Source organism: Limnohabitans sp. (assembly GCF_030158565.1).
GTDB lineage: Bacteria > Pseudomonadota > Gammaproteobacteria > Burkholderiales > Burkholderiaceae_C > Limnohabitans_A.
Genome location: NZ_JAOASQ010000040.1, coordinates 33,750 through 48,967 on the forward strand (window position 1 = coordinate 33,750; position 15,218 = coordinate 48,967).

Sequence of the window (15,218 nt, forward strand, 5' to 3'; positions counted from 1 at the left end):
CGTTTCAGGGCTGGCCTGTCACGGATGTGGAAACTGTGTGGCCTCGGCTTTGCCACGCCGATCTCAAGCGGTAAAGCAGTGTTTCGTCCAGCAGGCCGCGTGGCCGCCAGCGCAGGAAGATGGCGACCAGGGTGCCAAACAGCACCATGCGCCAGCCTTCAAACCAGCGTGTGGCTTCGATCAGGCCCAGGTCGAACGCTGCGCCCAGCAAGGGGCCCAAAGGGGTGGCCAGGCCGCCGAGCATGGAATAGCCCACGGCATGGATGCCCAGCATGGGGTCAAACAGCGCTGGTTCGATGTAGGTCAGTTGGTGGGCATACAGGCCACCTGCAAAAGCGGCCACAGCGCCCGCCAGCGCGGTGACCAAAAGCCGCAGTCGGTGCACGGGCAGACCTTGGCTGGCGGCCAGTGTTTCATCGTGACCGACCATCTTCATGGCCAGCCCCAGGCGGGTGCGCGAGAGGACCAGCAAGGCCAGCACCACGGCGATCAGCACCGCGCTGGCCCAGATCAGGTAATCGGATTGGCTGACCTGGTGGTCAAACAGCCAGCGGATGTCGCGAAAACCGTGCACACCGTCAGGGCCAACCTGTGTACCTGCGGGGCCCGGTATCTGATAACGCCAGCCTGACAGCCCCAGGCGCACCAGTTCGGCCACCGCCAGCGAAGCGACGGCGTAGTGCAGCCCCGGCAAACGCAGCAGGGGCCATGACATCAGAGCCGCAGCGATTGCGCCGCTGATGGTGGCAGCCAGCAATGCGGCATCCAGCGGCCATTGGCCCACTGTGGTCAGCCATGCGGCGCCATAGCTGCCTATGCCGAAGTAGGCTTGTTGGCCCAGTGAGATGCGGCCCACGCGCAGCACCAACCAGGCCGACAAGGCCACCAGGCACAGCACGATCATCTGGATGGCCAGCCCGATGCCGGGCTCGCTCGCGCACAAGGCGTCACGCATGCAAGCCTCCCGCAGGTGCCCATGCAGTCTTTCTTGCAGACCTGATCAACAGGGCGAGCAACAACAGGCCCCAGGTGGTGGCATCACGGCCCAGTGGCCCGAACAGGGCCTGTGCATGGGCTTCGGCCACGCCCAGCAAAGCAGCACCCCACAACAGACCGCGCAGACTGCCTAGGCCACCGATCATGGCGGCGGCCAGTCCTTTCATGAGCATCCACATGCCAAACATGGGGGTGACTTGTCCTTCCAGTGACAGTACGGCGCAAGCCGCCACGCCCGACAGGCCGCTGGCCAGCACAAATCCCCACTGCTGCAGCAAGGGCACGCGCAGACCGCTGAGGTGAGCGGCCAGCGGATGGTTTGCCGCCGCACGCAGGGCCAGGCCCGTGCGGCTGGTGCGGATCCAGTGGGCCACCCACATCACCAGGGCCGCTGCGGCGATGCACATCAGTAGGCGATCGGGGCGCAGACCCAGCTGGCCCAGTGTCCACTCCTGTGTGACGGCGACATCCGGAAAAGGGTTGAGGTGGCGTGGCAGCAGGTTCACGCACAGCTGTTCGAGTTGCATCCAGACGGCAAAGCTGGACGCCAGGGCCACCACTTCACGTGCATCGGCCCCGCTGACGGCTGAGCTGGCACGCTGGGCCGAGCCGGTGGACTGTTCGGTATCCGTAAAGCACAGCCATTGCACATACAGCCCGGTCAGCGCCGTAACGAGCACCACGCAGGGCAGCACCGCCCAGACGGGCCAGTCCAGCCGCACATGCAGCCATGAGCCCGCATAAGCCCCCACCATGGCGCTGGCGCCATAAGCCAGATTCACTCGGCGCAAGATGCCAAAGCCCAGCGTCAGGCCCAGGCCGACAAGCGCGTATGGACCTGCCTCCAGCAAGCCGTCGAGCGTGCGCTGGAGGAAGTCCATCAGACCTCGGTGGCCTCAGGTCGGCGCTCGGCACCGGCCAGGTAGGCGCGCTGGATCACATCGTCTTCGGCCAGCTCGGTGGGCGTACCTGAGAAGGTCACGCGGCCTTGCTGCAGCAGGAAAAACTGCTGCGCGACCTTGAGCGCCATGTGCACGTTCTGCTCGACCAGGAAGATGCTGGTGCCTTCGGCATGCAGTTGGCGCACGATGCCAAAGATCTCGGCCACCACCTTTGGGGCCAGGCCGACCGAGGGCTCATCCATCAGCAACAGGCGTGGGCGTGACATGAGCGCACGCGCCAGGGCCAGCATCTGCTGCTCGCCACCCGAGAGGGTCCCGGCCAGTTGGTCGATGCGTTCGCGCAGACGCGGGAAGCGGTTGAGCTGGTGTTCAATGTCGTTGGCAATCGCTGCGCGGTCCTTGCGGCGGTAGGCACCGGCCATCAGGTTGTCACGCACGCTGAGCGCGGGGAACACCAGGCGGTTCTCGGGCACGAGGGCCAGACCCCGGTCCACGATCTGCGCAGGGGAAAGACCCAGCAGGCTTTCACCTTCAAAAGTGATGCTGCCGCGTGTGGGCTGCAAGATGCCTGCGAGCGTCATCATCAGCGTGGTCTTGCCGGCACCGTTGGGGCCCAACAGGCAAGTCACTTCGCCGACCTTGGCCGACAGGCTCACGTTGCGCAGCGCTTCGATCTTGCCGTAGGCGCAGGCCAGTTCACGTATTTCGAGCATGGCACTTGTCTCCTCAGGCCGCGAGCGCGGCGTTCATCAGTTCGTCGTTGTCGTCGGCGCCCAGATAGGCGGCGCGCACTTGGGGGTCATCCTGCACTTCCTGTGGTGCGCCTTCGGCGATCTTGCGGCCGAAGTTAAGCACCACCACGCGGTCGCACACACCCATGACCAGCTCCATGTGGTGTTCGATCAACACCACCGTACGGCCCTGGTCGCGCAGCGCGCGGATGCGCTGGTCCAGGTCTTCGATTTCGGCCGCGTTCATGCCAGCGGCCGGTTCGTCCAGCAGCAAGAGCGGTGCGCCCGACACGGCTGCGCGGGCCAGCTCCAGACGGCGTTGTTCGCCAAAGGCCAGATTCCCGGCCAACACATCGCGCTTGCCTTGCAGGCCGCTGAATTCGAGGATCTGCTCGGCTTGCTCGCGTCCCTGATCGGCGCCTGCCAGCCAGCGTGCCTTGAAGCCGTCCCAGCCGGTACCGCGCTCCACGCGTGCGGCCCAGAGGTTCTGCCACACGCTCAGTTGCGAGAACAAGCGGATGTTCTGGAATGTGCGGGCAATGCCGCGCTGGGCGCGCAGGTGCGTGGGCAGGGTCGAGATGTCTTCACCCTGGAACACGACGCTGCCGCCCGAAGGCGCGTACAGGCCAGAGATCAGGTTCACTGTCGTGCTTTTGCCCGAACCATTGGGGCCGATCAGGCCCAGGATCTCACCTTGGCGCACCTGCATGTCCAGGCCGTCCACAGCTTTGACACCGCCAAAGTGGCGGGACACATGGCGAAGTTCAAGCATGTCGGGTCCTTTCGGCAGAGATCACGGAGTCAGTGGTCGACGCCGCAGTGCGGCGCTTGAACGAGGGCCAGCGCAATGGCGCACCCAGCACGCCGCCGGGGCGCACCAGCATCACCAACAGGATCAATGCGCCAAACAGCAGGCTGCGCCAGTCGCCCAAAAATCGCAGACCTTCGATCAGCACACCCTGGATGAACACGACCGCGACCAGCGTGCCCGCCAGGCTTTTGAGACCGCCCAGGATCGGGTAAGCAATCGCAAAAGTGGCCAGCAAGATGGTGAAGTTGCCGTGCTCGATGTGGGTGGTGTTGTGGCTGAACAGACCGCCAGCCAGACCGGCGATGGCGCCACCGATGCCAAAGGCCGAAACCTTGGCTGCCGTCAGGTTGATGCCCGCGCTTTGGGCGGCGACTTCGTCTTCGCCCACGGCGCGCCACAGCGTGCCGATGCGGGTGCGGTCGAGCGACCACAGCAGCAGCATCACGGCTGCCACCAGGCCCCAGATCAGCAGCAGCACCTGCACACTGCTCCAGGCGTTGGCCTGGAAGTAGCGGATGCCGCCAAAGCCCAGACCTCCGTCAGGTCCGATCAGACCCTGTGGTGTCTGCACCTTCCACGAGAGATTGAAAAACACCAGGCGCACGATTTCGGCAAAGGCGGTGGTGGCGACCACCAGCATCAGGCCCTTGACGCGCAGCGCGGGGAAACCCACCGCCACCGCCACAGCGCCTGCCAGCAAGGCCGCCACCAGCAAAGCCCCGCCCAATGGCCAGCCGAACATGGTGGTGAGCATGCCGGCGCCGTAAGCGCCAATGGCAAAGAAACCGCCTTGGGCCAGGCTGACCTGCCCCGTGTGCAGCACGCACCAGGCCGACAGGCCCAGCAGCGAGTGCACACCAATGACTTGCAACAAGCCAAGGTAAAAATCCATGATTTGAACTCCGATGACGGCCTGGTTCAGTCGCGACCGCCGGGTGCCGCAAACAGGCCACCGGGACGGAACACCAGGAAGGCGAACAGCATGAGCATCACGTAGATGTCGCGCTCGCTGACGCCGCGCAAAAATTGAAAAAGGTTTTCCACACCGCCGACCACCAGGCCCGCGATGATGGCGCCCGGGATGCTGCCCAGGCCACCGATCACGGTGACCACCAGACCTTTGACGGTCATGGGCAGCGTGAGCAGTGGCGAGAGCACGCCAATGGCTGCACCGGTCATGGCGCCGGCCGTGCCCCCCAGGAAACCCGCGATGATGAAGGTGGTGGCATTGGTGGTGGACACGCTCATGCCGCACAGGCGCGCAGCCACCGATTGCTGTGCCACGGCACGCGTGGCAAGACCCAGACGGGTTTTTTCCAGCATGAGCTTGAGGCCGACCATCGCTGCGCAACCGAGTGCAAAGACGAACAGCAAGTCGCCGCGCACCATGAATGGCCCCATATCGAAAACCACGCCTGCAAACAGCGAGGGGTAGTTTTGCGGCATGCCCGCTGTGGCATGCACGATGGCTTCTTCGAGCAACAGCAGCATGCCGACGGTGGACATCAGTGTGGCCAGCGGCTGGTCCAGTGGAAGGAAGCGAAAGCACACCAGGTACACCAGTGCACCGAGCACACCGCCCAGCAGGGCGGCGCTCAGGTACACCAGGGGTGTCGGTGCGATTTGGACGACCAGCAGGCTGAGGTAGGCCGCGCCGATGGAGGCGGCGGCATAAGACAGGTTGATCTTGTGCATCACGCCAAAGATGAGCGTGAAGCCGATGCCAATCAGCGCATAGGTCGTTCCAAACATCACGCCGTCAAACACGGACTGCACAAGGTCCAGCAGGTCGATCCAGGTCATGGTTTTCTCCTGTCAGGCGGGATCAGTTGGGCTTGTGGGCCACAGCCCACTCGCCCTTTTTGGCCTGCACGAACAGGAAAGGTTTGACGGCTTCACGGTCATCGGTGCGACCGATCTTGCCCAGCAGACCGTTGGTTTCCTTCATGCCAGCCAAAGCTTCGCGGATCTTGTTGCGGTCAGCTTGGGTGGTGTCGGGCTTGGCCATGATCTTGGCTTTTTCGATCAGGTCCTTCAGCGTGAAGATGTTTTCCCAAGCAGCAGCGTTGTGCAGGTCCATGTTGGCACCGGCCGCCTGAACCGCTTTGGCGGCTTGACGTGCCTGATCGGTCACGGGAGCGAAGCTGGTCGGAATTACCAGGCCTTCGGCCTGGGCGGCGCAGCCTTGCAGGGTTTCCAGGCTGGAGGAGCTGGTCAGGCCCACCAGCATCTTGGGTTTGACGTTTTGACGCTGCATTTCCTTGAGCGCACCGCAGGTGGTGAAGGGGTGGGCCGAGATCATGACCAGGTCGGCTTCGCCACGGCGCATTTCGCGCACCTGGGTGGAGAAGCTGGTGTCGGCCAGCAGCCATTCGCTTTGGCCTTTGACTTCAAAGCCAGCCTTGGTGGCGAAGTCTTTCATCACGTTGAAGGTGGCGTTGCTGTGCGCAAAGTCTTTTTCTACACCACCCCAGATGGTCTTGACTTCTGGGTGTGTGGCTTTGATCCACTCGAACAAGCTCTTGTACATGGCGGCTTCGCTGGGCACGTTGCGGAAAGCCCACTGCGACATCGCGGCCAGGCCACCTTTGGCGGCCACGTCGGTGTAGATCGGGAACTGCAGACCCGAGTCGCTGGCATCGCCCAGCTTTTTTTGCAAAATGCCGAACACGGGTTCCGCCACGTTGGAGCATGTGGGGCCCACGGCGACAAACGCGTCTGCAGAAGCGGCAATGCGGCGTAGCGCGTTGATGCCTTCTTCGGCGTTGCAGCGGTCGTCCAGGTACTCAATGACCAACTTGCCCTTGGCGCCATCGCCCAAGGTCACGCCACCGGCCTTGTTGATCTGCTCGGCGGCGGCTTTCATGGCCGCTTCGCTGTTGAGGCCAAAGATGCGGACCACGCCGCTCTTGGCGCCGAAAGCGTAGATCTTGACTTCGCGGGTTTGGGCCTGCACGGCGCTGCCCATGAGTGCTGCGGCCAGTGGAACGAGTAACAGAGCACGGCGGATGGATCGGGATGTCATGGGTTTGTCTCCAGGTTGTTTGATGGATGCGTACTGTGCTGGAGGGGGCCGGGTGGCGCAATTTCAAAAAAGTTCACGCTGTGTTGCCGCCGCCGCAACAGGCGTGTTGCGATGACTGCAATGCAGTTTTCGAGCAATTGAAATGTCCTGCTCAAGCGATGCGCGACACAATCGATGAGAACCAGTCATCACGGAGCCAGCATGCGCAGTACAACCGCCCACCCATCAACGAGTCACCCCCCTCGCCCCTTGGATGGCATTCTGGTTGTGGCCCTGGAGCAGGCCGTGGCGGCGCCTTATTGCAGCAGCCGCTTGGCCGATGCGGGGGCCCGGGTCATCAAGATTGAACGACCCGAAGGTGACTTTGCACGCGGCTATGACCGCGCAGTGCATGGTGAATCGTCGTACTGGGTCTGGATCAACCGCGGCAAGGAGTCGGTGGCCCTGAACCTCAAGGAACAAGGCGACTTGCAATTGCTGCAAAGCATGCTCGCTCAGGCCGATGTCTTCATCCAGAACCTGGCCCCTGGCGCCACCGAGCGTCTGGGCATTGGGTCCGACGCCTTGCGCGCGCGCCACCCTATGCTGGTGACCTGCGACATCAGCGGCTATGGTGACGAGGGTCGGCTGTATGGCCTCAAAGCCTATGACCTGTTGGTGCAGGCAGAAAGCGGTCTGGTGTCCGTCAGCGGCGCTCCCGGCGAGTGGGGCCGCATTGGTGTGTCGGTGTGTGACATCACGGCTGGCATGAACGCCCTGATAGGCATCCAGCAAGCCCTGATGCAGCGAGAGCGCACGGGTAAGGGCTCAGCGGTCAAGGTGTCCTTGTTCGGCTCGGCGGCCGAACTCATGAGCGTGCCCTACCTGCAGGCACGCTACGGCGGCAAAGCGCCTGAACGCGTGGGCCTCAAGCACCCGACGATTGCGCCTTATGGGTCTTTCACCTGCGCAGATGGCCGTGACATCGTGATCTCGATCCAGAACGAGCGCGAGTGGGCCGACTTCTGCCGCTTGGTGTTGCGCCATCCCGATCTGTTGGAGGATGCGCGCTGCCGCAACAATGCCAGCCGCGTCGAGCACCGTGAGTTTGTGGACAGCTTGGTGGCTGACGTGTTTGGCAGCCTCTCCAGCGCACTTGTGGTGGACCGTTTGGCTGAAGCGCAGACCGCGTTCGGACAGGTCAATTCTGTGCACGACCTGATTCAGCATTCGCAGTTGCGCACCCGCCACATGCCCGTGCACGGGCGTGACGTGCTGGTGCCTGCATCACCTTGGGGTGTGGAGTGGGACGGTGACAGCTTCGCACCAGCACCCGAGCTCAATGCCCACGGCCCAGCCATTCGTGCCGAGTTTTTACCGCAAGGAGATCAGGCTTCCGCTTGAGCCTGTTGGCGATGATTCTGATGTGTCGGAGCGGAAGCCGCCGGCCTACGCCCCCCCGTAGGCCGGCGGCTTCAGCCCCGACAAGCGATCTCAGCCCTTGATCGTCCGCGCTGGCAACACCGTGCCCACGCATTCGCCAAAGCCGATGCGGGCCGCGCCTTCGCGCTCGCACCAGCCGCGCAGCACCACGCTGTCGCCATCTTCCAGCCAGGTGCGTTGCTCGCCATTGTGCAGCGCAATCGGGTTTTTGCCGCCTGTGGTCAGCTCGATCAGGGCGCCCGCTTGGTCCAGCGTGGGGCCGGACAGGGTGCCGCTGCCCAGCAGGTCGCCCGGCTGCAGGTTGCAGCCGTTCACGGTGTGGTGCGTGAGCATTTGCGCCACCGTCCAATAGGCGTGGCGGTAGCTGGTGCGGCAGATGCTGGCGTCGGCCTGACCGGCAGCGCGCATTTGCGGCGTTTGCAGACCCACTTGCAGATGGATGTCAAAAGCGCCGCCGCTGCGGTTGGCGTCACTGTCCAGATAGGCCATGGGTTGTGGGTCACCTTCTGCGCGGGTGAAGGCCACGCGGTACGGGGCCAGCGCTTCGAGCGTGACGACCCAGGGCGAGATGGTGGATGCGAAGTTCTTGGCCAGGAAGGGCCCGAGCGGCTGGTATTCCCAACCCTGAATGTCGCGTGCCGACCAGTCGTTGAGCAGGCAGATGCCAAACACATGGTCTTCGGCTTCGTTCATGTCCACGGCCTCGCCCAAGGCATTGCCACTCCCAACAAAGATGCCCAGCTCCAGCTCAATGTCCAGCCGCTTGCAGGGGCCAAACGAGGGCTCGGTTGCGCCAGGCGGCATGGTTTGCCCCACAGGGCGTCGGAACTGCTGGCCCGACACGCCGATGCTCGATGCCCGGCCGTGGTAGCCAATCGGCACCCATTTGTAGTTGGGCAACAGCGGGTTGTCAGGGCGGAACTGCTTGCCGATGTTCGTCGCGTGGTAGACCGAGGTGTAGAAGTCGGTGTAGTCGCCGATGCGGGCGGGCACGTCGTATTCGGCCTCGGCTTGCGGCACGAGGCAAGTTTGCAGGGCGGCTTGCTCGGCAGAGCCTTCACGCAGCGCACGCGACAGGGCCAGGCGCAACGCGCTGCAGGCGTTGATGCCCAGCGCCATCAGCGCGTTGAGCTTGTCTTGTGCACCGACTTGCGCGGCGGCAGCGGCTTGCCCCGTCAGCACGCCCGACTTGGCGACTGCAGCCAGGTCCAGGATCTGGTCGCCAATGGCCACGCCGCCCCGGAAGGCTTCAGATGAGCCCTTGCGGCGGAACACCGCAAACGGCAGGTTCTGGATGGGGAAGTCGGTGCCTGGCATGTTGGCCGAGGCGAGCCAGCTTGTCAGCGCAGGGTCGTGGGTTTCGTTCAAGGGGCTCATGGGTGTCTCCTTGTTTTGTTGTTCAAAGGTCTTGCAGGGCCGCGTTGACCTGCTGCTGGAATTGCGCTTCATCGCCCAGGGCGTTGGCCTGGAGCAAGGCGAGTTTCACCAGAAACAGCTGGGCCTTGTCGGGCCCCGCCTGGTCGATGGCGGTGGCCAGTGCATCGTAGACGGTTTCAAGGCCGCCAATGGTCAGTTGCTTGTCGGTCATGGTGTTTTCCTTATTGCGGCAAGGCAGTGTTCAGGGCGGCTTGCAGGCGTGTGGTGTCAAGCGTCAGCCAGCGGGCGCAGATGTGCTGATCGGGGCGCAGCAGATACGCTGCGCCGTTTCCGCTCTCATCCACGGGCACGCCGTAACGCGCGCGCAGGTGGCCGTCGGTATCGGGCAAGTGTTTGTCTGCGCCTGCGACAGGCTGGGCCGCACCGACCGCGATCACCTTCAAGGGCATCCCTTTCGCACGCGCTATCTTGATCACTTGTTGCAGCGACTCAGGCAGGTCGGTGTCGGTGAAGTACAGCAGGTCAAAACCACCGCCCAGGTGGTCGAGCAAAAAGTCGTTCGCACCCAAGCGCACGTTTTGCGGTGGCGCGCCGTGCGCCGGGCCGCTCTTGAACAAGCCGTTGTCGTCGCCCATGCTGTTGAGCATGGAGTGGGTGTACTCGTGCGGACGCGAGGTGCGCCAGTGGTAGAGCGGTCGCACAAATTCCTGGGTGAGCGAGAGCGACAAGACCGCATCGCGCAGCAGCCTGAAACCGGGGCTGGGCGGCGCCATGAAGCGGGTGCTTTTGCCCGCCTCGGTGATGATCTCGCGTGCCGCGCCCACGCGTTCGGTGCTGTGGTTGGCCAGCAGCTTGTGGCTTGCCAGACCCTTGACCACAAAGGCCAGGTGCCAGCCCAGCGACTGCGCATCTTGGAACGCGGTGTTGGCACCGCGCACACCAAAGATGGGCAACAGGTGGGCCGCGTCGCCCGTGAAGATCACGCTGCCGTGGACAAAGTCGGGCAGGGTCAGCGTGCGAGCCGAGTAGACCGAAGACCAGTCCATTTCCCACTTGGCTCCCGCATGCCCGATCATGGCCAGCTGTGCGTCGATGCGTGCCTTGAACGACTCGGGGCGCAGCGCTTCTTCGGGCGTCTCGCCCGGGGGCAGCTGGTAGTCCACGCGCCAGATGCCGTTCGGTTCGCGGTGCATCAAGATGGTGTTGCCGGGGTTCCAGTCGGGGTCAAAAAAGGCCAGGCGCTCGGTGGGGAAGGGCAGGTCGATCTTGATGTCGGCAATGACGAAAAAGCCTTCGTAGGACGCGCCTTCCATCTGCAAGTTCATGGCGCTGCGGATGCCCGAGCGCCCTCCATCAGCGGCCACGACCCAGTCGCTCTCCAGCGCATACGGCCCTTCGGGCGTGTCCACTTCGAGCACTGCGTAGCCGTCTTTCTGGTCGATTTTTTCCAGCTTGTTGCCCCAGCGGAAATCGATCAGCGGGTTGGCTTTGCAGGCGTCGTGCAGGTACTCCTCCATGAACTGCTGCTGCACGTTGATGATCGGGAAGAAGCGGTCGTCCGGGTCGTGCGGCGCTTCCATGCGGAACACACGTTGGCCCCTGTAAAACGAATTGCCAAAGCGCCAGGGCAAACCGCCTGCCGTCATGCGGTCAGCCACGCCCACTTGTTGCAGGATTTCCATCGAGCGGCGGGTGAAGCAAATCGCCCGGCTGCCTTGCGAGAGCTGCAACTCGGCCGACAGCACCACGCTGGGCACGCCGTGGCGGGCCAGCTCCAGTGCGGTCACCATGCCCGCAGGGCCAGAGCCCACGATCACGACTTTCTTTCTGTCTTGCGCAGGGTGTGCTGAGGCCAGCCAGGGTTTGAAAACCTCGTACTGGTAATAGATCGAAGGACGGGCTTCTGTGGTGGGGGTGTGCATGGGGTGTCGTCCAGGTGTGTCAGCGGGGGCGTGCGTGCGAGATCAGTCGGTCGAACATGCCGCTCAAAGTCGCTTGTTCTTTTTCCGTCAGGCAGCCAAAGATGTCTTCGTTGCGTTGGTGAATCATGGCCATGGCGCGTCGGAAAACCTTGCGCCCGGCAGGCGTCAGGGTCAGCACCACGCCACGGCCATCGTCGGGCCGGTCTTCCTTGCGCACCAGACCTTGGTCCACCAGCGCCTGCGCAGCCCGGCTGGCCTGGCCTTTGTTCAGGTTGGCTTTCTCAGCCAGCGCCTTGACCGACAAAGGCTCGAACGTGCCGATCGTGGTCAGGCATCGACCATCGCTCATCGACAGGCCCGTGTGCTCCGGATAGACCGACTGGCTGTCCGCATCGGTCAGCTTGTGCAGTTGGTGCAGGCGGTAGGTCAGCGTGCGGTCGAGCGTATCGGTTGTCTGTACAGAAAGTGTGGGTGTTGCGCGAGTACTCATAGACCAAATTGGTATTTGGTCGGATTGTAGGGGTAGTTGGTTGCGCGCGCAACTAATTATGAGTGGCTCGTTGCTGATGCCGGAGTTCAAATTGGGCTGGTCTTCTTTCGAGTTTTATAAATTCAAATTAAGTCTATTGAACATAAAATTCAGTTCTTATGAATAAAATTATTTGAGGATGTATGGACTTCATTGATCGAATCAGAGTCATTGCTTCACGTGCAGAGACAACCATAGAACTTCTCCAAACTGAGGAGGCTACAAAGAACGCATTGATCATGCCGATGATTCAGGCGTTGGGCTACGACGTGTTCAATCCCATGGAGGTTATGCCCGAACTTGTTGCAGATATAGGCACTAAAAAAGGGGAAAAAGTCGACTATGCCATTTTGAATGAAGGCAAGCCGGCCATCATCTTTGAGTGCAAAAAAGCAGGCGGAGACTTGAACATCAATCATGCGAGTCAATTATTTCGCTACTTCCATGTAACAGCGGCTCGTTTCGCCGTGCTAACGAATGGACTGAACTATCGATTTTTCACGGATTTGGAGCAGCCAAATGTGATGGACAAGCAGCCCTTTTTTGAGTTCAATATTCTTAGCTACAAGGCATCAGATCTGGATGAGCTGAAGAAATTTGCCAAAGCAAGTTATGACCTTGACAACATTCTCAATACAGCGAACCAACTCAAGTACGTTCGGGGCGTTAATGCCAAGTTGACAGAACTTGTAGCAAATCCGTCGGATGAGTTCGTGAAGTTGCTGGTGACTGATCTTCTTTCTGGAAAGAGATTTACGCCGGCAATTAAGGACCAATTTGCCACGGTCGTTAAACAAGCGATTGATCAGTTCATCGGTGAAAAGATCAATCAAAGATTGAAAGGCGCAATGACGCCAGAAACGACGAGTTCTAATTCAATCCAATCATCGCCTGTGGAAATTGAAGATAAAACGAAAACTGAAACGACTCAAGATCCGATCGTCACGACGGCACAAGAACTTGAAGGGTTTCATAGCGTCAAGGCCATCTTGCGGGAAACAGTTGATCCCAAGCGCATCACAATGCGTGACGCCCAAAGTTACTGCGCCGTCTTGTTGGACGATAACAATCGAAAACCTTTGTGTCGCCTCATGTTTAACAACTCGAATCGATTGCGATTGGCGGTGTTTAACAAGGATAAAGAAGTGGAAGTTTTTGATCTCAGTTGCGTTGATGACATCTTTAAATATGCCGAGCAACTCAAAGCAACTGTGCTGATGTACCCTTGAGTGACGCTGAAAATGATCAAAACAAAAGGCCCCTTGCGAGGCCTTTTGACAATTTAAAGTTGGAAATTGATCCCGTGATTTTCAGAAGCGTTCCAGCTCCGGGTGCTTGATCGCCCCTGCCCGCACCAGCATCTTGCCGTACTCGGCGCAGCGGTTGAGCGTCGGAATCACCTTGCCGGGGTTGAGCAGGCCTTGCGGGTCGAAGGCGCGTTTGACGGCGAACATCTGCTCGTTTTCTTCAGCTGAAAACTGCACGCACATGCTGTTCACTTTTTCGATGCCCACGCCATGCTCGCCTGTCACGGTGCCGCCCATGGCCACGCTGGTTTCGAGGATGTCGGCGCCAAACAACTCGCAGCGGCGCAACTGGTCGGCGTCATTTGCATCGAACAAGATCAGCGGATGCAGGTTGCCATCGCCCGCGTGGAACACGTTCAGGCACTTGAGGCTGTATTTGATTTCCATCTCAGAGATGGCTTCCAGGATGTCGGCCAGACGCTTGCGCGGAATGGTCGAGTCCATGCACATGTAGTCGGGGCTGATGCGGCCCGAGGCGGGGAAGGCGTTTTTGCGGCCACTCCAGAATTTCATGCGCTGCGCTTCGTCGCGGCTCACGGTGATGGCGGTCGCGCCGCAGCCGCGCAGCACTTCGCTCATGCGGCCGATTTCTTCTTCCACTTCTTCGGGCGTGCCGTCGCTCTCGCACAGCAAAATCGCCGCCGCGCTCAGGTCGTAGTCGGCGTGCACAAAGTCTTCCACCGCAATCGTCATGGGGCCGTCCATCATCTCCAAACCGGCGGGGATGATGCCTGCCGCAATGACGGCGGCCACGGCGTCACCCGCTTTGCGCACATCGTCAAAGCTGGCCATGATGCAGCGCGCCAGCTGGGGCTTGGGCACCAGCTTCACGGTGACTTCCGTCGTCACAGCCAGCATGCCCTCGCTGCCCACCAGCACGGCCAGCAGGTCGTAGCCTGGGGTGTCGAGCGCGTCGCTGCCAAATTCGATCGGTTCCCCCTCAATGGTGAAGCCTTTGACTTTGAGCACGTTGTGGACTGTGAGGCCGTATTTCAGGCAGTGCACGCCGCCCGAGTTTTCGGCCACGTTGCCGCCGATGGTGCAGGCGATCTGGCTGGACGGATCGGGCGCGTAGTACAAGCCGTAGGGAGCAGCCGCCTCGCTGATGGCCAGGTTGCGCACGCCGCATTGCACGATGGCCGTGCGGCTGATCGGGTCCACGGTTTTGATTTGGTTGAAGCGCGCCATCGACAGCGTCACGCCCAGGCGGTGCGGCATGGCCCCACCCGACAAGCCCGTGCCCGCGCCGCGTGCCACCACCGGCACTTGCAGGGCGTGGCAGGCTTTGAGCACGGCTTGCACCTGCGCCTCGGTCTCGGGCAAGGCCACCACCAAAGGCCGCTCGCGGTAGGCGGTCAGGCCGTCGCATTCATACGGTGTGGTGTCTTCAGGGGTATAGAGGATGGCGTCCGCTGGCAACACGCGGCCCAGAGCTTGCACCACGGTGCGTTGGCGCTCGGCGCGTTCAGCGGCAGTCAGTTGCTGTGTTTCGGCAGGGGTGTGGGCGCTCATGGCATGCAAGACCTTGAAAGAAGGCCTCCACTGTACGCCCAAGCCCGTCGCAGAGGGCTGAAGAATCTTTAAGGGACTTGTGAATTTAAGCCTGGTGTTGCTGTTGCTGTTGCTCTTGCCGAGGCAAGTGGCAAGTGGCAAGTGGCAAGTGGCAAGTGGCAAGTGGTAGGTGGTAGGTGGTAGGTGGTAGGTGGTAGGTGGTAGGTGGTAGGTGGTAGGTGGTAGGTTGTCACCCCGGACGAAGATCCGGGGTCCATGCCCCCCTGCACCCATGCGCGCTTGAATCCAACAGCCTGGATACCGGGTCAAGCCCGGTATGACACGTTCATATATGACGCATGACAAATGACACATCCGCGTACATCGCATCCACTCATGGCGTATCCACGCATGACGCACCCAATGGGGCGGTCACTTCAAGTGGCCGCTTTGGCTTTCAGGCCAGCGCGCTTTTGAGCCAGTCGGCGAAGGTCGCGCATTCCCAGCGTTCCATGGTGCCGGTGCGCCAGCACAGGTAGTGGGCGTGGGGGCTGGGCACGCTGCGGTCAAACAGGCGCACCAGCTGGCCGTTTTCCAGCCAAGGCGCGCCCAGCTTGGTGCGGATCAGGCCGATGCCCAAGCCTTGGGCGGCGGCGTCGCACATCAGGCCGATGTCGTTGAAGGACGAGCCGTCGATCGGTTCGG

General features: G+C 61.6%; 15 protein-coding genes. 2 read left to right on the forward strand and 13 right to left on the reverse strand.

Going from position 1 to position 15,218, the window contains the following annotated elements:
- Positions 1-4 precede the first annotated feature (4 nt).
- Genes Q1W40_RS08825 through Q1W40_RS08855 form a run of 7 tightly spaced genes read right to left on the reverse strand, consistent with a single transcriptional unit; the run spans position 5 to position 6,465 of the window.
- The gene (locus Q1W40_RS08825; protein ID WP_300711019.1) at positions 5-955 is read right to left on the reverse strand and encodes a branched-chain amino acid ABC transporter permease; all 951 of its coding nucleotides are present in this window, start codon (positions 953-955) and stop codon (positions 5-7) included.
- Entirely contained in the window at positions 948-1,877 is a 930-nt protein-coding gene (locus Q1W40_RS08830) for a branched-chain amino acid ABC transporter permease (protein ID WP_300711021.1), read from the reverse strand. The genes Q1W40_RS08825 and Q1W40_RS08830 overlap by 8 nt, the downstream gene beginning before the upstream one ends.
- Positions 1,877-2,611, reverse strand: a complete 735-nt coding sequence (locus Q1W40_RS08835) for an ABC transporter ATP-binding protein (protein WP_300711023.1) — start codon at positions 2,609-2,611, stop codon at positions 1,877-1,879. Before Q1W40_RS08835 ends, Q1W40_RS08830 begins: the two co-directional genes overlap by 1 nt.
- Before the next feature lie 13 nt (positions 2,612-2,624).
- Positions 2,625-3,401, reverse strand: coding sequence for an ABC transporter ATP-binding protein (locus tag Q1W40_RS08840; protein WP_300711025.1), 777 nt, complete (start codon positions 3,399-3,401; stop codon positions 2,625-2,627).
- Entirely contained in the window at positions 3,394-4,332 is a 939-nt protein-coding gene (locus Q1W40_RS08845; RefSeq protein WP_300711027.1) for a branched-chain amino acid ABC transporter permease, read from the reverse strand. Before Q1W40_RS08845 ends, Q1W40_RS08840 begins: the two co-directional genes overlap by 8 nt.
- Before the next feature lie 26 nt (positions 4,333-4,358).
- Positions 4,359-5,243 (reverse strand): branched-chain amino acid ABC transporter permease, encoded by an 885-nt coding sequence (locus Q1W40_RS08850; RefSeq protein ID WP_300711029.1) that lies wholly within the window; start codon positions 5,241-5,243, stop codon positions 4,359-4,361.
- A 22-nt stretch (positions 5,244-5,265) separates the two neighbouring features.
- Entirely contained in the window at positions 5,266-6,465 is a 1,200-nt protein-coding gene (locus Q1W40_RS08855) for an ABC transporter substrate-binding protein (RefSeq protein ID WP_300711031.1), read from the reverse strand.
- Between the two features lie 249 nt (positions 6,466-6,714).
- On the opposite strand from Q1W40_RS08855, the gene Q1W40_RS08860 reads away from it, so the two are divergent.
- The gene (locus Q1W40_RS08860; RefSeq protein WP_300711033.1) at positions 6,715-7,848 is read left to right on the forward strand and encodes a CaiB/BaiF CoA-transferase family protein; all 1,134 of its coding nucleotides are present in this window, start codon (positions 6,715-6,717) and stop codon (positions 7,846-7,848) included.
- 90 nt (positions 7,849-7,938) lie between these two features.
- Here the strand turns inward: Q1W40_RS08860 and fahA are convergent, their stop codons facing one another.
- Genes fahA through Q1W40_RS08880 form a run of 4 tightly spaced genes read right to left on the reverse strand, consistent with a single transcriptional unit; the run spans position 7,939 to position 11,676 of the window.
- Positions 7,939-9,264, reverse strand: coding sequence for a fumarylacetoacetase (fahA, locus tag Q1W40_RS08865; protein ID WP_300711035.1), 1,326 nt, complete (start codon positions 9,262-9,264; stop codon positions 7,939-7,941).
- Positions 9,265-9,286: 22 nt separating this feature from the next.
- Positions 9,287-9,475, reverse strand: coding sequence for a DUF2783 domain-containing protein (locus Q1W40_RS08870; RefSeq protein ID WP_300711037.1), 189 nt, complete (start codon positions 9,473-9,475; stop codon positions 9,287-9,289).
- Between the two features lie 10 nt (positions 9,476-9,485).
- Positions 9,486-11,186 (reverse strand): FAD-dependent monooxygenase, encoded by a 1,701-nt coding sequence (locus Q1W40_RS08875; protein WP_300711039.1) that lies wholly within the window; start codon positions 11,184-11,186, stop codon positions 9,486-9,488.
- A 19-nt stretch (positions 11,187-11,205) separates the two neighbouring features.
- Positions 11,206-11,676: a MarR family transcriptional regulator gene (locus Q1W40_RS08880; RefSeq protein ID WP_300711041.1), complete on the reverse strand. Its 471-nt coding sequence runs from the start codon at positions 11,674-11,676 to the stop codon at positions 11,206-11,208.
- Positions 11,677-11,858: 182 nt separating this feature from the next.
- Here Q1W40_RS08880 and Q1W40_RS08885 point away from each other — a divergent pair, with 182 nt between their 5' ends.
- A complete protein-coding gene (locus tag Q1W40_RS08885) occupies positions 11,859-12,944 on the forward strand; it encodes a type I restriction endonuclease (RefSeq protein WP_300711043.1) in 1,086 nt (361 codons plus the stop codon).
- An 81-nt stretch (positions 12,945-13,025) separates the two neighbouring features.
- Here the strand turns inward: Q1W40_RS08885 and Q1W40_RS08890 are convergent, their stop codons facing one another.
- Positions 13,026-14,534, reverse strand: a complete 1,509-nt coding sequence (locus Q1W40_RS08890; RefSeq protein ID WP_300711045.1) for an FAD-linked oxidase C-terminal domain-containing protein — start codon at positions 14,532-14,534, stop codon at positions 13,026-13,028.
- A 436-nt stretch (positions 14,535-14,970) separates the two neighbouring features.
- The coding region (locus Q1W40_RS08895) for a LysR substrate-binding domain-containing protein (RefSeq protein WP_300711046.1) at positions 14,971-15,218 on the reverse strand (248 nt) is incomplete at its 5' end.